Raw genomic sequence first — 23,223 nt, 5'->3', positions numbered from 1 at the left:
CGGCGATTGTCCGGGCGACGGCCAGGGGCGCGGGCCCGGCTACGTGACTTCCGGCCCGCACGGGCGCCACGGCCCCGGGTTAATGTGCGGTGGTTTGCGGCGGCGGCGCGTCATGCGGCCATAATCGCCACGGTTCCACCATCACCCGACCATCTCGACAAGGACAGGGAGCACCCCATGCGCAAGCGTCGCCTCAGCATGCTGCTCGCCGGACTGACCACGATCACGACCGCCGCGTTCGCCACTGCGTCCGCGGCCGAGAGCGATCGTTGGCAGTTGCCGGTGGCGGTCAAGAAACTCGACAACGGACTGACCGTGGTCGTATCCCAGGATCGCAGCTCGCCGACCGTCGGCGTCAGCGTGGTCTATCACGTCGGCATGCGCCTGGAGCCGAAGAACCGCACCGGCTTCGCCCATCTGTTCGAGCATCTGATGTTCCAGGGCACCCCGGTCGCGCCCAAGGGCGTGTTCGATCAGGTCATCAGCGGCGGCGGCGGCCGCAACAACGGCTCCACCCGTCCGGATTTCACCAACTACATCGAGGTCGCGCCGGTGTCGGCGCTCGACCGCATCCTGTGGTTGGAAGCCGACCGCATGAAGACCCTGGACTTCAACCCGGCCACGCTGAAGAACCAGCAGGACGTGGTCAAGGAAGAAATCCGCGTCAACGTGAAGAACCAGCCTTACGGCGGCTTCATGTGGATCGACATCGGCCAGCACGCGTTCCAGAAGTGGGAGAACAACCACGACGGCTACGGCAGCTTCCAGGATCTGGAAAACGCCAGCCTGGCCGACGTGCAGTCCTTCCATCGCGATTACTACGGTCCCAACAACGCCGTGCTCGGCATCGCCGGCGACATCAGTCCGGAAGAGGCGTTCAAGCTCGCCGACAAGTACTTCGCCGCGGTCCCCGGTCGGCCGACCCCGGCGCCGCCGGATTACAGCGAAGGCCTGAACACCGCCGAAAAGCGGATCAGCCAGAGCGACCCGCTGGCGCAGGTGCCGGCGATCGCCGCGGCCTGGAAGATGCCCGCGCGCGGCAGCCGCGATCACGCGCCGATGGCCGTGCTCGGCAACGTGTTGGCCGGCGACGATGCCTCGCGCCTGTATCAGGGACTGGTCAAGCAACGCCAGATCGCGCTCAACATCGAACCGCTGTACGGACTGGTCGATCCGTGGACCTACAACGGCCCCACGCTCTACACCTTGTTCGCCCTGTACAAGCCCGACACCAACGCCGACGCGGTACTGGCCGCGATCGACGAGGAAGTGGCCAAGATCGCCCAGAACGGCGTCGACGCGGCCACCCTCAAGCGGGTCAAGACCAAGATGCTGGCCGACTGGTACAACGGCCTGGAGAGCTTCATCGACCGCGCCGACACCATCGCGCTGATGCAGACCCTGTGGGGCGACGCCAACGTGGTCAACAAGATTCCCGGCTGGATCGAAGGCGTGACTTCGGCCGACGTCCAGCGTGTGGCCAAGACCTATCTGACCCGTGCCAACCGCACCGTGATCGATCGCCGGCCGGCCGCCATGGCCGCTGCGCCCGCGGCCAAGGCCGACGCGAGCAAGCCCCAGACGGCCGCGCCGTCGGGCAAGAACTGAGGACACGACGCCATGAGACTCCTAACCACTTCGCTCGCGCTGTCCCTCTCGCTCGCCCTGGGCTCGTTCGCCGCCGTCGCCGGCCCCAGCGCCAAATTGCCCGAACGGCTGCCGCCGCTGGCCGCCGATAAAGCGCTGCCGGTTCCGCAGATCGCGCAGAAGACCCTCGCCAACGGCCTGCAGGTGTGGGTAGTGCCGCGCCAGGGTCTGCCGCGCGTGGACTACGTACTGACCGTGCGCAACGCCGGCTACGCAGCCGATGCCGCCGACGCGCCGGGTTTCGCTTCGCTCTACGCCGGATTGCTGGTGGAGGGCACCGCCAAGTTCAACGCCAAGGCGATCGCCGAAACCGCGCAGAGCTACGGCGGTTCGATCGACGCCAGCGCGGTCAACGACGGCGTGCTGCTCAGCGCCAATGCGCTGCCGACCCAGGCCGCGCCGATGCTCAACCTGCTCTCGGAGGTGGCCGAAGGCGCCAGCTTCCCCGACGATGAGGTCAAGCTGGCCCAGGCCAACGCCTTGCAGGGTTTGAAGGCCGCGCAGGCGCAGCCTTCGTTCAAGGCCACGCGCGCGTTGCTGGCCACGACCTACGGCGATCATCCGTATGCGCGGATCCAGCCAACCGAAGCGTCGATCAACGCCATCACCCCGGAGAAAGTCCGCTCCGAGCACTCCAAACGCTTCCGCCCCGATCGCGCCCTGCTGGTCATCACCGGCCGCATCGGCGCCGATGAAGGCTTCAAACTCGCCGAGGCCGCATTCGGCGACTGGAAAGCCAGCGGCGAGCCCATCGCCGACACCGCTCCGGCGCGCCGCAGCGCACTGCCTGCGCGTGTGTTCGTGCAGCGCGACGGCAGCGTGCAGTCGGCGGTGCGGCTGGGCCGCCCGGCGATTCCCGCCACCGACGCCGACTACATCCCGGCGCAGTTGGCCGGCATCGTGCTCGGCGGCGGTTTCAGCAGCCGCTTGATGCAGAACCTGCGCGAGGACAAGGGCTACACCTACGGCGCGCGCGGCGGGCTCAGCGCCTTGCTGTCGGGCGGCGCGGTGCAGGCCGCGGCCGATGTGCGCAACGAAGTCACCGGCGCGTCGATCGGCGAGTTCATCTACGAGTTCGGCAAGCTCAACGACTACCCAGTGCCGGCGCAGGAACTGGAAGACACCAAGCGCTATGTCGCCGGTGGTTATCTGATCAACAACCAGTTGCAGCGCGCGGTGGCGATGTCGCTGGCGAGCAACTGGCTGTTCGGCCTGCCGCCGGAGTTCCTCGGCGAATACGTGCCGAAGGTCCGCGCGATCGATGCCGCCCAGGTCCAGGCGATGGCGAAGAAGTACTACGCGCCCAAGGATCAGTCGATCATCGTGGTCGGCGATTACAAGGCGGTGCAATCGCAGCTCAAGGAATACGGCGAGTTCAAGCAGGAGAAGTGAGGCGGTCGGCGGCGCGATCTCGGCGGTGAGGTCGGCCGGATCGTTGCGGTACAACATTTCGAGTCGTGTTGCACTACCTCGTCAAGGTTTGTCCTCGCTGAAAAATCTAAGCCCTGGCCGTTAGCGGCCGGGGTTTTTTTGGCCGCGCGCGAGCCTGCGCGGTTTCCGCATCAGCGGACAGCGTTTTGTTCGGCAATGACCAAGCATCGCCAGCCTCCAGCGCCATCCTCCCAGATCGTCATTCCCGCGAAAGCGGGAATCCAGTGCCTTTTGTGCGAGAACGTTTGAAGTCACTGGATTCCCGCTTTCGCGGGAATGACGGTAGGAAAGAGCGTTCTGTCTCAAAGGACCAAAAGCGAGCTGCATCAGCCTCGCCGCGTAACGCCTTCTTCCGTGCCCGGCACCGGCCGCCTTACCAGCCAGGCGCCCAGCAAACCCGCAGGCACCGGCAACAGCAGGCCGGCGACCGTCATCCACAGCGGATGCGGAAACATCCACGACACCGCCAGTACGCCGCACACGATCAGCAGGCCGACGCTCAAAGCCGCGCCGCGCCGGTGCCGGCGCGAGATCAGCGCGGCGACCAGGCCACCGTCGAACGCCGCCACGATCCAGCCGCCGGCCACCAGCAACAGCGCCGTCAGCGGCGCGGAGGCGATATGCGCGGCCATCGTCGCCGCGTCGTAGGCATCGGCGCCCGGCGGCAACGGATGCACGCGCGCCGATCCGTACTCGAACAGTTGCATCGTCGCCATCGCCACCAGCATGCCGACGATCACTCCCAATATCGTGCGCCCCATGAGCCCGCTCCCGCCTGTGGACGCGCCGAGCATCGCGCCGCGGGCCCTGCGTTTCAAGCACTCACCTTCGCACCGGCTCGCGCATAATGCCGCCTTGCCACGGAGGACCGTATGTCTACCGCCAGCCCGTCCGATGCCCCGCGCCTGCTCGCCTTCGCCGGCAGCCTGCGCTCGGGCTCCTACAACCGCCGCCTGATTCCGGTGCTGGCCGAGGGCGCGCGCGCCGCCGGCGCCCGGATCACCCAGATCGAACTGCGCGACTACCCGCTGCCGATCTACGACGGCGACATCGAAGCCGAAGGCCTGCCGGAGAACGCGCGCCGCCTGCAGGCGCTGATGGCCGAACACGACGGCCTGCTGATCTCCACGCCCGAGTACAACGGCTCGATGCCGGCGCTGGTGAAGAACACCCTGGACTGGATCTCGCGTCCGATCGGCGACGGCCGTTCGGGCACCAGCCTGTTCGCCGACAAGGTCGCCGGCATCGTTTCGGCGTCGCCCGGGCCGCTGGGCGGGCTGCGTTCGTTGTTGGTGCTGCGCGACGCGCTGGCCAAGCTCGGCCTGATCGTGGTGCCGCAGCAGGTCGCGGTCGGCCAGGCCGGCGAAAAACTGCTCGATTACGGCCAGCTCGGCGACGAGCGCGCGCGCGAAGCGGTGCATCGCGTCGGCGCCGCGGTGGTGCGGCATCTGCAGGTCTACAACCCGTCTGCCGCCGGAGCCCGCGCATGAAAGGCCAGCAACGCGAATTGAACCTGCGCTTCCTCGCCCAGCCGACCGACGTCAACTACGGCGGCAAGGTCCATGGCGGCATGGTGATGAAATGGATCGATCAGGCCGGTTACGCCGCCGCGGTCGGTTGGAGCGGCAAGTACAGCGTCACCGTCGCGGTCGGCGGCATCCGTTTCGTCGCGCCGATCCGGATCAGCGATCTGGTGACCGTGCACACCAAGCTGATCCTGACCGGCAACAGCAGCATGCATTTCGCGGTCGACGTGAAGGCGCGCGATCCCGGCCTGGACGACGGCGAGCCGGAAGAACGGCTGTGCACGCATTGCGTGATCGTGTTCGTGGCGATGGACCAGGTCGAAGGCAGGCCCACGCCGGTGCCGCCGTGGACCCCGGAGACCGAGGACGACAAGCGTCTGGCCGAATACGCGCTCAAGGTGATGGAACTGAGCAAGGGCATCGAGGCGACGGTGGAGCGGTACGTCCGCGAAGGCTGAGCGGCGGCGTCGGTTCGGCGCAGCGACTGTAGGAGCGGCGCGAGCCGCGACCGCGGGACTGCGGTCTTGCGTCGCATGCGTGGTGTCGCGGTCGCGGCCCGCGCAGGGGGCGAGATCGGCCGCGTCAAAACGAAACAGGCCGCCCGGAGGCGGCCTGTTTCGTTCGATTCGTATGGAATGCGGACTCAGATCCCGTCGACCCGGCGCGCTTCCATGAACTTGCCGCTCCAATAGCCGCTGTCCAGGCTGGACACGGTCACGTCCTTGCCGGTGCGCGGTGCGTGCACGAAGCGGCCGTCGCCGAGATAGATGCCGACGTGGTCGACCCGGCCGCGGCGGCCGAAGAACACCAAGTCGCCTTCGGTCAGCGAGTCGCGTTCGATCACTTCGCCGGTCTTGGCCATCTCGCGCGAGACGCGCGGCAGTTCGATGCCCAGGGCGTTGCGGAACACGTAGCCGACCAGACCGCTGCAATCGAAGCCCTGGTCGGGCGAGGTGCCGCCCCAGCGGTAGGGCGTGCCGAGCAGGGCCAGGGCGCGTTGCAGCATCCCCTTGATCCGGCCTTGTTCGGCGACCGGCATGTCGGTCTTGCTCAGCGCCACGTCCTGACTCTGGCCGAGCAGGCGGTTGAGGTCGGTGGCGAGCATCAGGGCGCGGTCGGAGAGGGTCATCGCCTCCGGCAGCATGTTGCTGGCGGTCGGCTCCGGCGCGTCGGCCGAGTCGTTGCGCAGCGAGGGGCCGCCGGGCAGGCCGCCGCCGATCGCCGAGCCGGTCACGCCGGTCTGGGGAGCGGATTGGGCGAAAGCGGGCAGCACGCAAACCGCCAGCGCAGCGGTCAGCAGAAGACGTTGGGTGGCCCGGCCGGAGCGGCTCTGGGCGGTGTCGCAAGATGCTTGGGGGGTGGCAGCCTGGCGGTTGTGGCGATTGGTTTGGGTCGTCACTTATTAATCACAAAGTTGTCACCGGTAGGGGACGATACCTGCCGAAGACGCGACGTTGGTTCAAATTTCGTTAGACGACTGTTAACAGGTATGTGATTTTCCTCACATTTCCGACCAGTCCGAGACCTGGACCGCATTCAGAAAAGTCTCAGTTCTTCCTGAGAACGCGCTTTGCGCCGCTGTAATGGTTGCGCCAGTAGGGGCCGTCGAGGTGGTCCAGCCGCACCGTTCCGCCGGTGCTGGGGGCGTGGACGAAGCGTCCCTCGCCGACGTAGATGCCGACATGGCTGACGTTGCCGGAACTTCCGAAGAACACCAGATCGCCGGCGGCCAGCCGCATCGGCTCGATCCGCGGACCCTGGTAGCCGGCCAGATCGCGCGAGGTCCGCGGCAGGCTCAGGGCCAGCATGTCGCGATAGACGTAGTTGACCAGGCCGCTGCAGTCGAAGCCGCCTTCCGGGGTATTGCCGCCGTAGCGGTAGGGCGTGCCGACCAGGCTGAAGGCGCGCATCAGCACTGAGTTGGCGGCGCCGGGGTTCTCCGGATCGACGTGCGGCCAGACCCGGGTGGGCTGGGCCGGCGGCGGACGGCGGACGGTTTGCTGGCTGCCGCCGCAGGCCGCGAGCAGGCCGCACAGGGCCAGGCCCAGCAGCAACGCCGTCCACGGCAGCGGCCCGCGCGCTGGCGCGGGAGCGGTGTTGCCGGGATAATGCGCGGCCTTCGTCACGGCCGATAGCTTGGCGGCTATCGGCGGCGGCGACAAGACAATCCATGTGACGTTTTGTGGCGGCCCGTGCACATCGGCGCCGCCGTTACCTTTCCTGATCGCCCCGTGGGCGGTCTTCCCAGCCGGACTTGCCATGAAAATCGAAAAAGATCGCGTCGTGCGTTTCCACTACACCGTTTCCGAGCAGGGCAGCGAGCCGCTGGAAACCTCGGAAGGCCGCGATCCGCTGGCGATCCTGATCGGCCACAACAACATCATCCCGGGCCTGGAAAAGGCGATGGAAGGCCATGAGGCCGGCGACAAGTTCGAAGTCGACGTGGTCGCGGCCGACGCCTACGGCGTGCGCCAGGATGGCCTGACCCAGCGCGTGCCGAAAAAGTACTTCAAGGACACCAAGCTGGAAGTCGGCATGCAGGCGGTGCTGCAGACCAATTTCGGCCCGCGCGCGGTGACCATCCAGAAGATCGGCATGAGCGTGGTCGACGTCGACCTGAACCATCCGATGGCCGGCAAGGATCTGCATTTCGCGGTCGAGATCGTCGACGTGCGCGAAGCGGTGAAGGAAGAGATCGAGCACAGCCATGTCCACGGCGACGGCGGTCACGCTCACTAAGCGGCCGGTTCGTACCACGCTGGCGCTGCAATCGGACGGCCCGCGCGAGCGGGCCGTTTGTTTTGCGCGGGTTCTGGTGGTGGGAGCGATCTGCTCTTGTGAGGGAGGCGTGCTCTGGGAAGAGGCTTGCTGTTGTGGAAGGGCTGCTTTTGTGAGGGGCGCTGCTGTGGGAAGGCTGCTTTTGTGGGAGGGGCTTCAGCCCCGACGCTTTTCGCTCAGCTCTCGAAGAACCCGCCACGGGCGGCATCCATCTCACCGTGTCGAAAAGCGTCGGGGCTGAAGCCCCTCCCACAAAAGCAGCCCTCTCACAAAAGCAGCCCTCTCACAAAAGCAGCCCTCTCACAAAAGCAGCCCTCTCACAAAGGCAGCCCTCTCACAAAGGCAGCCCTCTCACAAAGGCAGCCCTCCCACAGAAGCAGCCCTCTCACAAAAGCGAGCGTTCCCTCAAGAGCGGATGCTCCCGATAGAACCACGCTCTTAGAACCTGGCCTTTAGAACCTGGCCTTTAGAACCTGGCCTTCGCACCAGCGTCGCGCACCACCCTCACGACTCGGTCAGCGTAGTCTGCGAAGACCGCCTCTATCCACCATTTCGCTCGCACACCCTCATAACCCCGGCGACCCGTGTCCGGCAGCAAGGCCCCGCATGAACTCCGCATCGCCCGAACTGGCGCCGATTCCCGCACGCGAGCGTCTGATCGCGCTCGATGCGCTGCGCGGAATCGCCCTGCTCGGCATCGTGCTCAGCAATCTGTCGAGCTTCGCCGGCCCGCTCGCGCAGTTGCGCGAAGGCATCGATCCGGCGCTGAGCGGTCTGGACTACGCCTTGTCGGCGTTCGTCTACATCGTGGTCCGCAACAAGTTCTGGACCTTGTTCGCGCTGTTGTTCGGCATGGGTTTCGCGGTGATGCTGGAGCGCGCGGGAGCGGCCGGCCGCGATTTCCGTCCGATCTACCTGCGCCGCAGCCTGGGCTTGCTCGCGATCGGCTTGATCCATGCCTGGCTGATCTGGGCCGGCGACATCCTGGTGACCTACGCCTTGAGTGCGTTCGTGCTGCTGACGCTGCGCCGGCTGTCGGGCGAGGCATGGCTCAAGCTGGGCCTGGCGCTGTACCTGAGCGCGGTCGCTTATATGTTGCTGATCGCGGCGGCATTCACGGTGCCGGGCGTCGCTCAAGCCAACCCGACGGCGGTGGCGCGCGCGCAGGCCGAGCATGTCGCGGAAATCGTCGCGTACGGCCAAGGCGATTACTTCGCCGCGACCGCGCAGCGGCTGCGGTTCTTCGCCGAGAACACGATGGGCGGATGGAGCCTGATGCTGCCGCTGTCGCTGGGTCTGTTCCTGATCGGCGCCGGGCTGGTGCGCAGCGGGATCGTCGCCGATCCGGCCCGGCACCGCGACGCGTTGCGCGCGATGGTCGGTTACGGCTTGCCGATCGGCGCGGCCGCGACCGCGGCCAGCGTGATGCTCGACAGCGCGCCGTCGCTGGTGTTGTTCAGCGCTTCCTCGATGCTCGCGCAGACCCTGCACATGCTCGCGGGCTTGCCGCTGGCGCTGGCGCTGATCGCCGCGGTGCTGCTGATGCTGCAGGCCGGCGCGCGCTGGCCCTTGCGCTTCGCGCCGGCCGGCCGCATGGCGCTGAGCAACTATCTGGCGCAATCGTTGATCGCGACCTGGACGCTCTACCACCACGGCCTGAATCTGTGGGGACGGCTGTCGTTCGCCGAGCTGTTCGGCGTGGCCATGGTCTTGTTCGCGCTGCAGATGATCGCCAGCGCGTGGTGGCTGCGCCGTTACCGCTTCGGGCCGGTGGAATGGCTGTGGCGCGCGTTCGCGTACTGGCGGCGGCCGGCGATGCGCTTGCGCGGCGACGGCTAGGCGCGCGGGACGAAGAACGGCCCGCTTGCGCAGGCCGTTCGGTGTCGCGACGACTTCAGCGGATAAGGCGACGGCTCAGTTCACCTGCACCGCGGTCCAGGCGCGGGCGAGGGTGGTGTACTCGGCCGAAGTGTTGCCGTACAGATCCGCGGCGGCCTGCAAGGTCCAGGTGCGCGCCTGCGGATAAGTGGTGCTGGAGACGAAGTAACGGGTCAGCGCGCGGTACATGATCGCGCCGATCTTGTCGCGGCCGACGCCGGCGATCGTGGTGTCGTTGTTGCATACCAACTGGGCCTTCGTATAGTTGAAACCGCTCGGCACCACCGAACCTTCCGAAGCAAGGTAGAACACGCGGTTGAGCACTCCGGAAGTGAAGTGCGGATCGAAGGGACCGCGCGCATAGGTCTGCGATGCGGTGAATCCGCCGCTGGGGTAGCACACCTTCGACTTGCCGTCGGCGTCCTGCTTGAACATCTGGCGCAGGGCATTCTTGTCGCCCGGATTGCTGATGAAGATTTCCTCGCCCAACAGGTAGTCGCCCGGATCGTTCGGATTGCCGACGCTGAATTCGACCAGGGTGCCGAAGATGTCCGAGATGCCTTCGTTGATGCCGCCGGAGTCCTTGATGTTGTAGTAGCCCAGGCGCGCGGTCGCGCCGGTCACGCCGTGAGTCATCTCGTGGCCGGCTACGTCCAGCGCGACCAGCGGGCGATAGGTGACGCCGTCGCCGTCGCCGTAGAGCATCGACGAGCCGTTCCAGTAGGCGTTGACCAGATTGGTCGGGCCGTAATGCACATAGCTCTTGACCCCGCGGCCGTCGTTGAAGATGCCGTTGCGGCCGTGGATGCTCTTGTAATAGTCCCAGGTGGCGGCGACGCCGTAGTGAGCGTCGGCTGCGGCCGAGGCGCGGTCTGAGGTGGTGTTGTTGCCCCAGGTGTTGTCGGCGTCGCTGAACACCGTGCCGCTGGCGCTGCTGCGATTGCCGGCGTCCAGGGTCTGGCCGTTGCCGCGGCTGGGATCGGTCATCTGGAATCCGCCGGAGACCGAGTTGGTGACGATGCCGACGTTGCCCAGGGTGAGGCTGCGACCGGTGCCGTTGGCGGCGGCCGAATGGACGCGATCGTCTTCCTGCAGCAGCTTGCCGTTGCCGGCGTCGATGAAGTAGCTGATGTTGCCGGGCGCGGGATCGGCGCGGCGTTCGCCGAGCACGTCGACCTGATAGGCGAGGGTCGGCTCGACCGCGCGCGCGAACACCACCAATTGCGTCGAGGCGACCGAGGTCACCGTGCCGTCGAATGCGGCACCGGCTTCGATCCGCGCTTGTTCGGCGCTGATCTTGGGCTGGATGTCGGGACGGCCGAAGGTGCGCACGTTGTCGCCCTGGCTGATCGACTTGAGCTCGCCGTCCTGACTGTGCACGACGAAGTCGCCGCCGATCACCGGCAGGCCCTGGTAGCTGCGCTCCATGCGCACGTGCTCGGTGCCGTCGCGGTCGATCATCACGTCGCGGGCGATGAAGGCATCGGCCTGGACGCGATGGATTTCCTGCGCGGCCGCACCGGAGAGCAGTCCGCGCGCGCGGCTCGCGGCAGGCGAGGCGTCGGCTTGCGTCGGCGAATCGGAAGCCGTGGCCAGCTCGCTGCCCGGACGCGCGCCGGCGGCGCCGGCGATCGCGCCGAGCGCGGCGTGGTCGGATGCGGCAGGTTGCGCGAACGAAGCGGTGGCGTGCGCGGCCTGCGTCGGCCGCGATGCGGCGGCGGCTTTGAGCGAAGACGTCGGTGCCGGGGTGGAGTCCGCGCCGATCTGGGTGGACAAGGCGACGAGCGCGGCGACCACGGCCGTGCTCAGCAGAGCGGTCTTGAGTTGCATGCGTTTGGATCCCCTACAAGATGGATGGAATGTGCTCGCGCGCCTTCTCGCGAAAGTGCGCAAAACAAGCGCTCCCGAACCGATGGGAGACTCATCGACATTGAATGGCTGTGTTTTATTTGTCGGCGAGCATTGACGACCTTATGCCTGCGGCGCCGATGCACGCAGCGAAAACCAGCGCAAGGCGTCACACAATCGCGCCGGCCAGTTCGCAGCGCGTCACAGAACTTCACAGGGGAATAAGCGGAGCGCGATGCAGGGCCTCGTCGATGCGTTGGCTTGCGGCGTGGACGCGAACGCGTCGCCGGCGCGATCGGCTCGGGCGTCGCTGCACCCACGGTGGGAGGGCCTTCAGGCCGATGCTTTTCGTCCGGCTCGCGGCGATCGGACACGAAGACGCAGGGGTTGGAGCCCCTCCCACGGCACCGCGCCACCGCCAGCTTGCGCAAAGCCTCGCTAGCGGACCGGCGGCGACGCGCATGGGTGAAACCCTGTATCCGATCGGCATCGCAACCGCCTCGGTGCGGGGCCGGTACTATGTCGCGGTGCCGTATACGACGGCGCATGCCATTGCCGCGCGCGGGCGCGGAACCGTTCGGAGCCAGCGATGGAGCACCATGGGCGCAGTGCAGGTGGATGAGGCTCGGGCCGACCCGGCGACGGGCCGGCGCGAGGACGTGGTGATCGTGGGCGCCGGCGTGATCGGCCTGACCTGCGCGCTGGCCTTGCTGGCCGACGGTCGGGGAGTGCGGGTGCTCGACGCCCGCTCGCCGGGCGCCGGCAGCTCGCACGGCAACTGCGGCACCATCACCCCCAGCCATGCCACCCCGCTGGCCGCGCCGGGCGTCGTTGCCCAGGCACTGCGTTGGATGCTGACCCCCGACGCGCCCCTGTACGTGCATCCCAGATTCGACCCGCAACTGTGGCGTTGGCTGCTGGGATTCGCGGCGCGCTGCAATCCGCGCGACTGGCGGGCCAGCGCGCAGGCCAAGGCGGCGTTGCTCAACGATTCGCGTGAGCGGCTCGAAGACTGGGTCAGGCGGTACGGCCTGGTCTGCGAGTTCGACAGTTCCGGCGTCGACTACGTATTCCGCGATGCTGCCGCGTTCGCCGCCGGCCAGCACGAGCTCGACCTGCTGCGCGAGTTCGGCGTGCAAGTCGAACTGATCGACGGCGCGGCGTACGAAGCGCAGGATCCGGCGTTCAAGCCCGGCGTCGCCGGCGCGATCCGTTTCGATCACGACGCGGTGCTGCGGCCGGACAAGTACGTGGATGCGCTCGTGCGCGCGGTGACCGAGCGCGGCGGCGAGATCGTCGAGAACTGCGCCCTGCGCGGAGCGCAACGCGGTGACGACGGCATCGAACTGGACACCTCGCGCGGGCCGATGCGCGCGCGAGAGGCGGTGATCGCGCTCGGCGCGTGGTCGCCGCAGCTGTCCGAAGCGATCGGCCTGCCCGCGCTCAAACGGGTGATGCAGCCGGGCAAGGGCTATTCGATCACTTACGACCGTCCCGCGCTGACCCCGCGCCGGCCGGTGGTGCTGCGCGAGCGCAAGGTCTGCGTGACCATGTGGGACAGCGGCTTCCGCCTCGGCAGCACGATGGAATTCTCCGGTTTCGACGACAGCCTCAACCCGCGCCGTCTGGCGGCGCTGGAGCGCGGCGCGGCCGAATATCTGCACCAGCCCGTCGGCCCGGTCGAGCGCGAGCGCTGGCAGGGCTGGCGGCCGATGAGCATCGACGACGTGCCGCTGATCGGTCGCGTGCCCGGCCGCGACGGCCTGTGGCTGGCCACCGGCCACGGCATGATGGGCGTGAGCATGAGCGCCGGGACCGGCCAGTTGATAGCCGACCTGATCGCCGGCCGCGAAACCGCGATCGACCCGCATCCCTACCGACCGGAGCGTTTCGCTTGAACGCAGACGAACAAGGCAAGACCCATTTCGACCTGATCGTGATCGGCGGCGGCTCGGGCGGCCTGGCCGGCGCGTTCCGCGCGGCCGAGTACGGCGCGCGCGTGGCGCTGCTGGAACCGGCCTTGCTCGGCGGCACCTGCGTCAACGTCGGTTGCGTACCCAAGAAGGCGATGTGGCTGGCCGCCGACATCGCCGGAAAATTGCGCATGGCGCAGTCGCTGGGTTTCGCCATCGACCAGCCCGAAGGACGGCGCTGCGAGCTGGATTGGCCGACCTTCATCGTTCACCGCCAGCGCTACATCGCCAACATCCACGAAAGCTACCGCAAACGCCTGGACGCGAGCGGCATCGTGGTTGCGCCGATGCGCGCGCACCTGCTCGACGCGAATACGGTGGAATGCGAGAACGGCGCGCGGTTGAGCGCGCCGCGGATCTTGATCGCGACCGGCGGCCATGCGGTCAAGCCGGAGATTCCCGGCGCCGAACTCGGCGGCACCTCGGACGATTTCTTCGGCTGGAGCGCGGCGCCCGAGCGGGTAGCGATCGTCGGCGCGGGTTACATCGCGGTGGAACTGGCCGGCGTGCTGCAGGCCCTGGGCAGCCGGGTGGAAGTGTTCGCGCGCGGCCCGCGTCTGCTGGAGGGTTTCGACGCCGAACTCACCGCGCAGTTGTCCGACGATTACTGCCAAAGCGGCGTGCGCCTGCATTTCGGTCATGCCATCCAGGCCCTGGAAGCCGACGGCGAGCGCGTGCGCGTGCGCGGCGCCGACGGATCGCTCAGCGAAGCCTTCGACAAGGTGTTGTTCGCGACCGGCCGCCGGCCGAACACCGCGCGCATGGGGCTGGAACGACTCGGCGTGAAGCTGGACGCGCGCGGTCATATCGTCGTCGACGAACTGCATGCGACCAGCGTGGCCGGCGTGAACGCGGTCGGCGATGCGACCAGCGATGTGCAACTGACCCCGGTCGCGATCGCCGCCGCGCGGCGACTGATGGATCGCGTCTACGGCAAGCGCGAAGGCCAGCTGGATCAGCAGAACATTCCGACCGTGGTGTTCTCCCATCCGCCGATCGGCAAGGTGGGGCTCACGGAAGACCAAGCCAGGGCGCGACATGGTGACAATCTGCACATCTACCGCGCCGGTTTTCGGCCGATGCTGTACGCCCTGGCCGAGTCGCCGCAGCGCAGCTTGTTCAAGTTGATCTGCGTCGGCCAGGAGCGCCGCGTGGTCGGCATCCATCTGCTCGGCGATGCAGCCGACGAGATGCTGCAGGGCTTCGCGGTGGCGCTCAAGCGCGGCATCACCCTGGACGACCTGCGTGACACGGTCGCCATCCATCCGACCAGCGCCGAGGAAGTGGTGCTGATGCGTTGAAAACCGAAGCGAGAGGGGAACACACGGCATGAACGGCAACGATCGTAAGTATCCCCCGCATCGGATCCTGAGCGCGGCGAAGATTGCCAGGATTGCGGCGCTCGCGGCCGGCGCGGCATTCGCGGTCGGCGCGCAGGCCGCGGACTTCGACATCGCCGACCTGCTCGGCGCGCCCCAGCCCGAACAACTGACTGCAGCGCAGGGCGCGCCACTGCTGGCCTGGGTCGCCAACGAGCGCGGCGTGCGCAATCTGTGGGCCGCGCGCGCGCCGCAGTTCGCGCCGCGCCAGCTCACCGCCTTCGACGAGGACGACGGTCAGGTGCTCGGCGCGCTGCAGTTCAGCCGCGACGGCCGCTGGCTGGCCTATGCGCGCGGCGGCGGCGCCGACGCGGCCGGCAACAACAGCAATCCCACCGGCGATCCGGACGGGCAGGAACAAGCGGTGTGGCTGGTCGCCAGCGACGGCTCGGCCAAGCCGCAGCGCATCGCCGCCGGTCGCGCGGTGCAGTTCGCGCCGAACGGCGATGCCTTGATCGTGCAGGGGCGCGGCATCGGCTGCTATCCGCTGCCGGGCGCGACCGCGCCGGGCTGGTGCAAGGAAGCGTTGATCAAGACCCGCGGCGCCAACAGCGCCGCCGAGTTCTCGCCCGACGGCAAGCTGCTGGCCTTCAGCAGCAATCGCGGCGACCACGCGTTCGTCGGTGTGCTCGATCTGGCCGCGCGCTCGGTGCGCTGGATGGGCGCGGATTTCTACAACGACGCCAACCCGGTGTTCTCGCCCGACGGCCGCAGCATCGCCTTCCTGCGCACCGCCGCCACCCGCGGCGGCGAGGCGTTCGATCTGACCAACGCCCACCCCTTCGAAATCTGGACCGCCGACGCCAACACAGGGCTTGCGAAAAAAATCTTCCACTCCAAGCAGACCGCCGGCGGCTACGCCCAATTCAGCGCCACCCCCTTGCTGTGGAGCCGCGACAACCGCCTGATCTTCGCCTCCGAACAAAGCGGCTGGCTGCATTGGTACGCGATCTCGCCCGAAGGCGGCGCGCCGTCGCCGTTGAGCCGCGGCGAGTGCGAGGCCGAAACCGTCGACCTTGCCGACGACGGCGCGTTCTTGTTCAGCGGCAACTGCGCCCAGATCGATCACCGGCAGATATTCAGCGTCGATGCCAAGGGCGCGGCGCAGACCCTGCTCAGCGCGAAGGACGAGATCTCCACCGAACCGACCGTGCTCGCCGGCGGCGAGTGGATCGCGTTCCGCCATGCCGACGCGCGCCGGCCGACCGCGATCGCGGTGATGCCGCGCACCGGCGGCGAACCGCGGCGGATTTTCCCGGCGCGACTGCCGGCGCAATTCCCGCTCGACCGGCTGGTCGAGCCCAAGACCATGACTCTGCGCGCCAGCGACGGGGTGATCTCGCATGCGACCGTGTTCGAGCCGCCGGCCGGTTTCAAGGGCAAGCGGCCGGCGTTGATCTACGTGCACGGCGGCCCGATCCGGCAGATGCTGCCGGGCTGGCACTACAACAGCTACTACTACAACGACTACGCCAGCAACCAATGGCTGGCCAGCCGCGGCTACATGGTGCTGGCCTTGAATTACCGCGACGGCACCGGTTACGGCCAAGCCTTTCGCCGGGCCGAAAAACAGGGGCCGCGCGGAGCCTCCGAGTACCAGGATGTGCTCGCCGCGCAGGCCTGGTTGGCCCAGCGCGCCGACGTCGACCCGCGCCGCATCGGCATCTACGGCGGTTCCTACGGCGGTTTTCTGACCGCCTCGGCGCTCGCCCGCAATTCCGACCTGTTCGCCGCCGGCGTCGATCGCCACGGCGTGCACGACTGGCGCGAGAGCGCCAAGGGCGGCGACAACAGCGGTTCGTGGGGCATCAAGCCCGACGAGTTGGAAACCGCATTCAAGTCCTCGCCGGTCGCGCATATCGACGGCTGGCGCTCGCCTGTGCTGATCGTGCACGGCGACGACGATCGCGCGGTCAAGTTCGCCCAGAGTATCGATCTGGTCGGACGTCTGCGCGAACGTAAGCTGCCGGTGGAAACCCTGGTCGTTCCGGACGAGGATCACTTCTTCCTGCGCTACGCGACCTGGCTTCAGGTGCATCGCAGTACCATGGACTTCTTCCGCCGGCACCTGCCGCCCGGCGCCGACTGACATCCCCGCATGAACGTCCCGCATCCGACCGAACCGGTTTTCCAACTGCATCGCGGCAGCGCGCCGCTGCTGATCAGCCTGCCGCACGACGGCTCGCTGATTCCCGAGGCTTTCAAGGCGCGCATGGTCGAATCGGCGCGTCGCGCGCCCGATACCGACTGGCACGTCTCGCGCCTGTACGCATTCGCGCTCCAGCTGGGCGCCTCGATCCTGGTGCCGCGCCATTCGCGCTACGTGGTCGACCTGAACCGGCCGCCGGACGACGTCTCGCTGTACCCGGGCCAGAACACCACCGGCCTGTGTCCGGCCGTGCAGTTCAGCGGCGAGGCGGTGTATCTGGACGGCCAGGCGCCCGATGAAGCCGAAGTGGCCGAGCGGGTCGAACTGTACTGGCGGCCGTACCACGAAACCCTGGTCGCCGAACTCGACCGCATCCGCGGCGAGCACGGCCGCGCGGTGCTGTGGGAAGGCCATTCGATCCGCGGCGAAGTGCCGTTCCTGTTCGAGGGGCGGCTGCCCGACCTCAATCTCGGCACGGCCGCCGGCGCCAGTTGCCTGCCGCAACTGCAGGCCCGGCTCGAAGGCATCCTGGCCGCGCAGAACGACTACGACTGGATCGCCAACGGCCGCTTCAAGGGCGGTTACATCACCCGCCATTACGGCGATCCGGAGATCGGCGTGCAGGCGGTGCAGTTGGAGCTGAGCCAGCGCAACTACATGGACGAAGACAGCTTCGCCTTCGATGAGGCCAAGGCCGCGCGCCTGCAGCCGCTGTTGCGGGAGTTGCTGCGCGCGACCCTGGAATCGCAGGACGCATGAATTCGGCGCGCTCAGCGACGCGACGCGGCGCGTCTTCTTCGCCGGGCGATGGTTCGCCAAGCGACGCCGCCGTCGCAACCGAAACCTCGGCTGCGGTCGTGGTCGAAACCGCGCCGTCGCGCAGCGCTGCGGCCAAGCGCGTCGTATCCAAGGCCGCTACAGCCCCGACCCAAGCCGCGGCGCTCAGCCTGACTCAAGCGCGCGCGCTGCATCTGCACGCGCAAGGCCTGCTGACGCGGCCGCGCAAGCGCGCGGCGCGGCCCGATGCGCTGGCGGCGATCGCGCGCATGCAACTGCTGCAGATCGACACCATCCATGTCGTCGCGCGCAGTCCCTACCTGGTGCTGTTCTCGCGCCTGGGCGCTTACCCGGCGCATTGGCTGGAGGAGTTGCTGGCGCAGCGCGAGATATTCGAAATCTGGGCGCACGAAGCCTGCTTCGCGCCGATGGACGACTACCTGCTGCACCGCAACGCCTTGCCGCAACGCCAGCACCATTGGGCGATCCGCAACGCCCAGCATCATCGCCAGACCAGCGGCGCCAAGATCGATCGCCTGCTGGCGCATATCCGCGAACTCGGTCCGGTCAAATCCTCGGACTTCGAACGCGATCAGGCGCGCGTCGGCGCTGGCGGCTGGTGGGGCTGGAAGGACGAAAAACGCTGGCTCGAAACCGGTTTCGCCCTCGGCGAGTTGATGGTCGCGCGGCGCGAGAATTTCCAGCGGGTCTACGATCTGAGCGAACGCGTGGCCGGTATCGCCGTGTCGGGCTGGGACGGCACGCCGATCGATGCCGATACCGTGCGACGCGAGACCTTGCTTAAATCCGTGCGCGCGCTGGGCGTGGCTCAAGCGCGCTGGGTCGCCGACTATTTTCGTCTGCGTCCGCGCGTGCGCGATGCCGATCTGGAACCACTGGTCGCGCAAGGCGCCTTGCTGCGGGTGGAAGTCAAAGGCTGGAACGCGCCGGGCTACGTGCATCGCGATCATGCCGTCGCCCTGGCCGCCGCTTCGACTGGCCGTTTGCGCGCGACGCATTCGACCTTGTTGTCGCCGTTCGATCCTTTGGTCTGGGATCGCGAACGCGCCAGCGAGTTCTTCGGTTTCGACTACACCCTGGAGTGCTACACGCCCGAGCCCAAGCGTCGCTACGGCTACTTCGTGCTGCCGATCCTGGTGCGCGGCCGCCTGGTCGGCCGGCTGGATGCGAAGGCGCATCGCGCCAAGGGCGAGTTCGAAGTCAAGGCGCTGTATCTGGAAGAGGGCGTGGTCGCCGACGAGGCATTGGCGGCGGACATCGCCCGGGCCATCGTCGACTGCGCGCGCTGGCATGAAACGCCGAAGGTGAAATTGGGGCGTTGCCGCCCGGTTGCGTTCGCGAAGTCGCTCAAGGCCGCGCTGGCTGCGCTGATTTGAACGCGCTTGTTGGAATGGATCGCGGCCGCAGCCGATCCGCGTGATCGATGCGATCAGCAGACCAGAAAGCCCAGTACGATCACGTCGTCTTCGCGTAGCGGAAAGTCGCGATCCTGGCGCGCGCAGTGTTCGCCGTCGCCGCGCAGGACGTGGATGTCGACGTATTCCTCTTCGCCGCTGCGAAGGTCGCGGTGAATGAAATAGCGGCCGTTGTGATCCTGCGATTCGACGATCGCGACCGCGTACTCGGCCTCGTAGGCCGCGATCGCCTCGCCGAGAGAGGCGGCTCGCACCGACAGGCTTTCGTCGGGCATGCCCATTACTTCGGTGCGGTGCTTCGGGCCTTGGATCGAGGGCATGCGACGAGTCTTTGTCGGTTCGGTTCGGATTGCACAGGGCAGGCGCGATGGCCCGCGAGCGTCAGGCGCGATCGGCCAGCACCATATACGCCGCCAGCAGCCCCAGCAACGGAATCATGTTCAAGACCAACGCCGGCACCGCCAGCGAGCGGCGCTCGCCGCGGAACAGCGCGGTGATGCCCAGCAGCGAGCCGAACAGCCAGCTGGCGGCGCTGTACATGATCGCCTTGCCGGTGCAGCGCAGGCTCCAGTCGCCGCATTGGCTTTCCGGGGTCAGCGCGAACACCACCAGCCAGGCCAGCGCCGGGCCGATCAGCAGCGCGCACCAGGCCAGCACGCCGAACAAACGTCCGCTGGAGTCGCCGGGCGCCTTGCGCCTGATAGCTTCGCTTTCATAGGCCATGGGCACGTTCCTCGCCGTTGGAACGGCTGTTGGAGCGCACGAGGCAAACGCCGCATCCTTTCATTTTGATCTCCCGATGCATGCCGATGCCGGCAGATTGCCGTAAGGCGCCGCATGGCTGCGTGATTATGCGGCTGCGGCGATCGATGCCGGATGTGCCGAAAAAGTAACGCCGCCTGGCGGCGGCGTTTGAGGCGATGGAGCCAGGTTGAGCCTGCCGCGTCTTCGGGCGGACGATGCGGCGATCCGATCGGACTGCGCAGGGCCGCAGGCCCGTCAGACTTCAAGCGTAGCCAGGTCGCCCTTGGTTTCCAGCCAGCTCTTGCGGTCGCCGGCGCGCTTCTTGGCCAGCAGCATGTCCATCAGCGAATGAGTCTGAGCGTTGTCGTCGATGGTCAGCTGGACCAGCCTGCGGGTGTCGGGGTGGATGGTCGATTCGCGCAACTGCGAGGCGTTCATCTCGCCCAGGCCCTTGAAGCGGGTGACGTTGATCGCGCCGCTCAGGCCCTTCTTGCGGTCGCCCTTCTCGCGCTCGATCTTCTCCAGCAGGATGCGCTTTTCCTCTTCGTCGAGCGCGTAGAACACGGTCTTGCCCACGTCGACGCGGAACAGCGGCGGCATCGCCACGAAGATGTGGCCGGCCGCGACCAGCGCCGGGAAATGGCGCAGGAACAAGGCGCTGAGCAAGGTCGCGATGTGCAGGCCGTCGGAGTCGGCGTCGGCCAGGATGATGACCTTGCCGTAACGCAGCCCGGTGATGTCTTCCTTGCCCGGATCGCAGCCGATCGCCACCGCCAGATCGTGCACTTCCTGCGAAGCGAGCACGCTGCCAGAGGCGACTTCCCAGGTGTTGAGGATCTTGCCGCGCAGCGGCAGGATCGCCTGGAAATCCTTGTCGCGGGCCTGCCGCGCGCTGCCGCCGGCCGAGTCGCCTTCCACCAGGAACAGCTCGGTGCGCGAGAGGTCCTGCGAACTGCAATCGGCGAGCTTGCCGGGCAGGGCCGGGCCCTGAGTGATCTTCTTGCGGACGATCTGCTTTTCGGTCTTCAGACGCGCGGCGGCGCGCTCGATCGCCAACTGGGCGATGCGCTCGCCCAGTTCGGTGTGCTGGTTGAGCCACAGCGAGAACGCATCGTGCGCGGCGCCTTCGACGAAGCCGGCGGCCTGGCGCGAGGACAGGCGTTCCTTGGTCTGACCGCTGAACTGCGGATCGGTCATCTTGATGCTGAGCACGAACGCGACCCGGTCCCAGACGTCTTCCGGCGCCAGCTTGACCCCGCGCGGCAGCAGGTTGCGGAAGTCGCAGAACTCGCGCAGCGCGTCGGTGAAGCCGGTGCGCAGGCCGTTGACGTGGGTGCCGTGCTGGGCGGTCGGGATCAGGTTGACGTAACTCTCTTGGGTCAGCTCGCCGTCGGGCGCCCAGGCCACCGCCCAGTCGACTACTTCGGTGTCTTTCTTGAGCTGGCCGACGAACAGGTCCGGCGGCAGCAGCTCGCGCTGCGGCTGGCCTTCGCGCAACTCGCCGGACAGATAATCGCGCAGGCCGTCCTCGAAGTACCACTCGGTGCGCTCGCCGCTGGCTTCGTCGAACAGCTTGACGTTGAGGCCGGGGCAGAGCACCGCCTTGGCGCGCAGCACGTGTTTGATCGAGCGCAGGTTGATCTTGGGTGTGTCGAAGTACTTGGCGTCGGGCCAGAAGCGCACGCGGGTACCGGTGTTCTTCTTGCCGACCGTGCCGACGATCTCCAGCGGGGTGGCGCGGTCGCCGTCCTTGAAGGTCATGCGGTATTCGTTGCCGTCGCGCTTGATGTGCACTTCGACCAGCTTGGACAGCGCGTTGACCACGCTCACGCCGACGCCGTGCAGGCCGCCGGAGAAGGTGTAGTTCTTGTTGTTGAACTTACCGCCGGCGTGCAGGCGGGTCAGGATCAGCTCCACACCGGGGACTTTCTCCTCCGGATGGATGTCCACCGGCATGCCGCGGCCGTCGTCGGAGACCTCGCAGCTACCGTCGGCGTACAGGGTCACCTCGATCGTGCGGGCGTGGCCGGCCAGGGCCTCGTCCACCGAGTTGTCGATGACTTCCTGGGCCAGGTGGTTCGGCCGGGTGGTGTCGGTATACATGCCCGGGCGGCGTTTGACCGGGTCCAGTCCGGAGAGGACTTCGATGTCGGCGGCGTTATAGCGACTGCTCATTAACTGTTGGGCGTGGCCGTGGTGTTCGGAGCGGCGAGGATGAACACGGCGGGCGGGGTGGTCAAGCCGCGCGGTGTGAAGAGTGGCCGGGAAGCTTGCGCGGCGGGCGTCTCGCAGTTTGAGACCGCGCGGGCCGGAGCGGCCCGCGCGCGGAACGGGTCGGATGCGGGATCGCCGCCGACCGGTATCCTCATCGCTTGATATTGCCGGTTCAGCCCACAGCATGGGGGCAAGGGTTAGGGTCCGCCGCGTCGCCAGTGGAAAGGAACCCCCAAGGCGTATCGCGAGCCCGTCCAGCCCCGCCGGGCCGGCCCGCGACCCAGGTTCCCATTCGTAGGAGGCCACACCATGAAGATCAATCTGCGCAAAGCCAGCAAGCTGCTGCTCCCCGCCGCCATCGCCGCTGCCCTGACCGTGCTGATCGCGCCCAGCGCGTTCGCCCAGCAGGATCCGCAGGCCGATAAGAAGGCCGAAGACGCCAAGAAGGCCGAGGATGCGAAGAAAGCCGAGGCCAAGAAGAAGGCCGACGCGGAAAAGAAGAAGTCCGGCGACCGCGGCGTCGAGCCGGAGGAAGAAGGCGACAAGTAAGTCCGGCTCGTTCGGACGGCTCGCTCGAAACGACCAACGCCCCGGCTTGCCGGGGCGTTGGTCGTTTCGGGGCTGCTATTTTCTGCGAACCGGGCGAGTCGTATCGTCCGCCACCGCGAAACGGACGGGGGCGCTCTTGTCGAATCATCGCTTCACCACCGGGTTCGGTCTGTTGTTGGCCTGCCTCTTCAGCTTGCCGCTGTTCGCGCGCGAGCCGCGCTACACCGTGGTCCGGATCGATCCGCGTACGCAGACGCTGGGCCTGTATCTGCGCGACGAGCAAGGCCGGATGCTGCAGTCGCCGGCGCGACTGGACCGCTGGCTCGCCGCGCGCGGCCAGCACCTGCGTTACGCGATGAACGCAGGCATGTACGAGCCTGACTACTCGCCGGTCGGCCTGTTGGTCGCCGACGGTCAGGAACTGGCGCCGCTCAATCTGCGCGAAGGCGAGGGCAACTTCTACCTCAAGCCCAATGGCGTGTTCTTGCTGTCCGATGAAGGCGCGCGCGTGGTCGAGTCCTCGCGCTATCGCGCCGTGTCCCGGGGCGTACGCCTGGCGACCCAGTCCGGACCGCTGCTGCTGCAGGACGGACGCATCCATCCGCGCCTCGATCCACAGTCGACATCGCGGCATATCCGCAACGGTGTGGCGGTCAAGGACGGCATCGTCTTGCTGGTCATCAGCGACACGCAAGTGAGCCTGTACGAATTTGCCGCCTATTTTCGCGATGAGCTGCAGTGCCGCGATGCCTTGTACCTCGATGGCACCGTGTCGAGCCTGTATGCACCGGAATTGCGCAGGAAGGATTCGCGGGCCAAGCTCGGTCCGATGTTCGGGGTGATCGAATAGCGGCCCGGGCCGGCCTAAACAAACGCCGCCGGCCTGGAATCCCT

20 protein-coding genes are annotated in these 23,223 nt (G+C 67.3%); 13 read left to right on the top strand and 7 right to left on the bottom strand.

The genetic code is table 11. The features are described 5' to 3' along the window. Window positions 1–177: 177 nt before the first annotated feature. Together ACTOWJ_RS02450 and ACTOWJ_RS02445 are read left to right on the top strand one after the other, a co-directional pair. A complete protein-coding gene (locus tag ACTOWJ_RS02450) occupies window positions 178–1,608 on the top strand; it encodes a M16 family metallopeptidase (protein ID WP_441332983.1) in 1,431 nt (476 codons plus the stop codon). A 12-nt stretch (window positions 1,609–1,620) separates the two neighbouring features. Further along, window positions 1,621–3,039, top strand: a complete 1,419-nt coding sequence (locus ACTOWJ_RS02445) for a M16 family metallopeptidase (RefSeq protein WP_441332982.1) — start codon at window positions 1,621–1,623, stop codon at window positions 3,037–3,039. A 365-nt stretch (window positions 3,040–3,404) separates the two neighbouring features. On the opposite strand, the gene ACTOWJ_RS02440 is transcribed toward ACTOWJ_RS02445, so the two are convergent. After that, complete coding sequence (locus ACTOWJ_RS02440) at window positions 3,405–3,839, bottom strand: hypothetical protein (RefSeq protein ID WP_441332981.1); 435 nt, start codon at window positions 3,837–3,839, stop codon at window positions 3,405–3,407. 111 nt (window positions 3,840–3,950) lie between these two features. Between ACTOWJ_RS02440 and ACTOWJ_RS02435 the strand changes: the two genes are divergently transcribed. Together ACTOWJ_RS02435 and ACTOWJ_RS02430 are read left to right on the top strand one after the other, a co-directional pair. Continuing rightward, window positions 3,951–4,568 carry an NADPH-dependent FMN reductase gene (locus ACTOWJ_RS02435; RefSeq protein ID WP_441332980.1) on the top strand — a complete coding sequence of 206 codons (618 nt, stop codon included), beginning with the start codon at window positions 3,951–3,953 and terminating at the stop codon, window positions 4,566–4,568. Next, entirely contained in the window at window positions 4,565–5,062 is a 498-nt protein-coding gene (locus tag ACTOWJ_RS02430) for an acyl-CoA thioesterase (protein ID WP_441332979.1), read from the top strand. Before ACTOWJ_RS02435 ends, ACTOWJ_RS02430 begins: the two co-directional genes overlap by 4 nt. 185 nt (window positions 5,063–5,247) lie before the next feature. On the opposite strand, the gene ACTOWJ_RS02425 is transcribed toward ACTOWJ_RS02430, so the two are convergent. Continuing rightward, a complete protein-coding gene (locus tag ACTOWJ_RS02425) occupies window positions 5,248–5,889 on the bottom strand; it encodes a C40 family peptidase (RefSeq protein WP_441333075.1) in 642 nt (213 codons plus the stop codon). A 262-nt stretch (window positions 5,890–6,151) separates the two neighbouring features. After that, a complete protein-coding gene (locus ACTOWJ_RS02420) occupies window positions 6,152–6,730 on the bottom strand; it encodes a C40 family peptidase (protein ID WP_441332978.1) in 579 nt (192 codons plus the stop codon). Between the two features lie 133 nt (window positions 6,731–6,863). Here ACTOWJ_RS02420 and ACTOWJ_RS02415 point away from each other — a divergent pair, with 133 nt between their 5' ends. Both ACTOWJ_RS02415 and ACTOWJ_RS02410 read left to right on the top strand, forming a co-directional pair. Beyond that, complete coding sequence (locus ACTOWJ_RS02415; protein WP_441332977.1) at window positions 6,864–7,343, top strand: FKBP-type peptidyl-prolyl cis-trans isomerase; 480 nt, start codon at window positions 6,864–6,866, stop codon at window positions 7,341–7,343. Between the two features lie 645 nt (window positions 7,344–7,988). Then, window positions 7,989–9,221, top strand: a complete 1,233-nt coding sequence (locus ACTOWJ_RS02410; RefSeq protein WP_441332976.1) for a DUF418 domain-containing protein — start codon at window positions 7,989–7,991, stop codon at window positions 9,219–9,221. Between the two features lie 75 nt (window positions 9,222–9,296). Here the strand turns inward: ACTOWJ_RS02410 and ACTOWJ_RS02405 are convergent, their stop codons facing one another. Continuing rightward, the gene (locus ACTOWJ_RS02405; RefSeq protein ID WP_441332975.1) at window positions 9,297–11,090 is read right to left on the bottom strand and encodes a M4 family metallopeptidase; all 1,794 of its coding nucleotides are present in this window, start codon (window positions 11,088–11,090) and stop codon (window positions 9,297–9,299) included. A gap of 617 nt (window positions 11,091–11,707) precedes the next feature. Between ACTOWJ_RS02405 and ACTOWJ_RS02400 the strand changes: the two genes are divergently transcribed. From ACTOWJ_RS02400 to ACTOWJ_RS02380, 5 genes are all read left to right on the top strand, one after another. Next, entirely contained in the window at window positions 11,708–13,006 is a 1,299-nt protein-coding gene (locus tag ACTOWJ_RS02400; RefSeq protein ID WP_441332974.1) for an NAD(P)/FAD-dependent oxidoreductase, read from the top strand. Then, a complete protein-coding gene (gorA, locus tag ACTOWJ_RS02395; protein ID WP_441332973.1) occupies window positions 13,003–14,382 on the top strand; it encodes a glutathione-disulfide reductase in 1,380 nt (459 codons plus the stop codon). The genes ACTOWJ_RS02400 and gorA overlap by 4 nt, the downstream gene beginning before the upstream one ends. A 28-nt stretch (window positions 14,383–14,410) precedes the next feature. Beyond that, on the top strand, window positions 14,411–16,549 hold the full coding sequence (locus tag ACTOWJ_RS02390) for a prolyl oligopeptidase family serine peptidase (RefSeq protein ID WP_441332972.1): 2,139 nt from the start codon (window positions 14,411–14,413) through the stop codon (window positions 16,547–16,549). A gap of 9 nt (window positions 16,550–16,558) precedes the next feature. Beyond that, complete coding sequence (gene hutG, locus ACTOWJ_RS02385) at window positions 16,559–17,368, top strand: N-formylglutamate deformylase (RefSeq protein WP_441332971.1); 810 nt, start codon at window positions 16,559–16,561, stop codon at window positions 17,366–17,368. A gap of 98 nt (window positions 17,369–17,466) precedes the next feature. Next, entirely contained in the window at window positions 17,467–18,783 is a 1,317-nt protein-coding gene (locus tag ACTOWJ_RS02380) for a winged helix-turn-helix domain-containing protein (RefSeq protein ID WP_441332970.1), read from the top strand. 53 nt (window positions 18,784–18,836) lie between these two features. On the opposite strand, the gene ACTOWJ_RS02375 is transcribed toward ACTOWJ_RS02380, so the two are convergent. The 3 genes from ACTOWJ_RS02375 to parE form a co-directional block, all read right to left on the bottom strand. Beyond that, complete coding sequence (locus ACTOWJ_RS02375; protein ID WP_441332969.1) at window positions 18,837–19,142, bottom strand: hypothetical protein; 306 nt, start codon at window positions 19,140–19,142, stop codon at window positions 18,837–18,839. 61 nt (window positions 19,143–19,203) lie between these two features. Further along, on the bottom strand, window positions 19,204–19,545 hold the full coding sequence (locus tag ACTOWJ_RS02370; protein WP_441332968.1) for a hypothetical protein: 342 nt from the start codon (window positions 19,543–19,545) through the stop codon (window positions 19,204–19,206). 276 nt (window positions 19,546–19,821) lie between these two features. Continuing rightward, window positions 19,822–21,741 (bottom strand): DNA topoisomerase IV subunit B, encoded by a 1,920-nt coding sequence (gene parE / locus ACTOWJ_RS02365; protein WP_441332967.1) that lies wholly within the window; start codon window positions 21,739–21,741, stop codon window positions 19,822–19,824. 348 nt (window positions 21,742–22,089) lie between these two features. On the opposite strand from parE, the gene ACTOWJ_RS02360 reads away from it, so the two are divergent. After that, entirely contained in the window at window positions 22,090–22,329 is a 240-nt protein-coding gene (locus ACTOWJ_RS02360; protein WP_441332966.1) for a hypothetical protein, read from the top strand. 136 nt (window positions 22,330–22,465) lie between these two features. After that, on the top strand, window positions 22,466–23,179 hold the full coding sequence (locus ACTOWJ_RS02355) for a phosphodiester glycosidase family protein (RefSeq protein ID WP_441332965.1): 714 nt from the start codon (window positions 22,466–22,468) through the stop codon (window positions 23,177–23,179). Window positions 23,180–23,223: the final 44 nt, after the last annotated feature.

Origin of the sequence: Lysobacter sp. CA199, assembly GCF_052078715.1 — a bacterium.
GTDB lineage: Bacteria > Pseudomonadota > Gammaproteobacteria > Xanthomonadales > Xanthomonadaceae > Lysobacter.
This window is presented reverse-complemented; position numbering and strand designations above follow the sequence as displayed.

Bases quoted from the DNA above. Each gene is read 5' to 3' on its own strand.
- ACTOWJ_RS02435 (WP_441332980.1), top strand. From the start codon at position 3,951: ATGTCTACCGCCAGCCCGTCCGATGCCCCGCGCCTGCTCGCCTTCGCC.
- ACTOWJ_RS02370 (WP_441332968.1), bottom strand. From the start codon at position 19,545: ATGGCCTATGAAAGCGAAGCTATCAGGCGCAAGGCGCCCGGCGACTCC.
- parE (WP_441332967.1), bottom strand. From the start codon at position 21,741: ATGAGCAGTCGCTATAACGCCGCCGACATCGAAGTCCTCTCCGGACTG.
- ACTOWJ_RS02440 (WP_441332981.1), bottom strand. From the start codon at position 3,839: ATGGGGCGCACGATATTGGGAGTGATCGTCGGCATGCTGGTGGCGATG.
- hutG (WP_441332971.1), top strand. From the start codon at position 16,559: ATGAACGTCCCGCATCCGACCGAACCGGTTTTCCAACTGCATCGCGGC.
- ACTOWJ_RS02450 (WP_441332983.1), top strand. From the start codon at position 178: ATGCGCAAGCGTCGCCTCAGCATGCTGCTCGCCGGACTGACCACGATC.
- ACTOWJ_RS02415 (WP_441332977.1), top strand. From the start codon at position 6,864: ATGAAAATCGAAAAAGATCGCGTCGTGCGTTTCCACTACACCGTTTCC.
- ACTOWJ_RS02445 (WP_441332982.1), top strand. From the start codon at position 1,621: ATGAGACTCCTAACCACTTCGCTCGCGCTGTCCCTCTCGCTCGCCCTG.
- ACTOWJ_RS02375 (WP_441332969.1), bottom strand. From the start codon at position 19,142: ATGCCCTCGATCCAAGGCCCGAAGCACCGCACCGAAGTAATGGGCATG.
- ACTOWJ_RS02390 (WP_441332972.1), top strand. From the start codon at position 14,411: ATGAACGGCAACGATCGTAAGTATCCCCCGCATCGGATCCTGAGCGCG.
- ACTOWJ_RS02405 (WP_441332975.1), bottom strand. From the start codon at position 11,090: ATGCAACTCAAGACCGCTCTGCTGAGCACGGCCGTGGTCGCCGCGCTC.
- ACTOWJ_RS02360 (WP_441332966.1), top strand. From the start codon at position 22,090: ATGAAGATCAATCTGCGCAAAGCCAGCAAGCTGCTGCTCCCCGCCGCC.
- ACTOWJ_RS02400 (WP_441332974.1), top strand. From the start codon at position 11,708: ATGGGCGCAGTGCAGGTGGATGAGGCTCGGGCCGACCCGGCGACGGGC.
- ACTOWJ_RS02410 (WP_441332976.1), top strand. From the start codon at position 7,989: ATGAACTCCGCATCGCCCGAACTGGCGCCGATTCCCGCACGCGAGCGT.
- ACTOWJ_RS02430 (WP_441332979.1), top strand. From the start codon at position 4,565: ATGAAAGGCCAGCAACGCGAATTGAACCTGCGCTTCCTCGCCCAGCCG.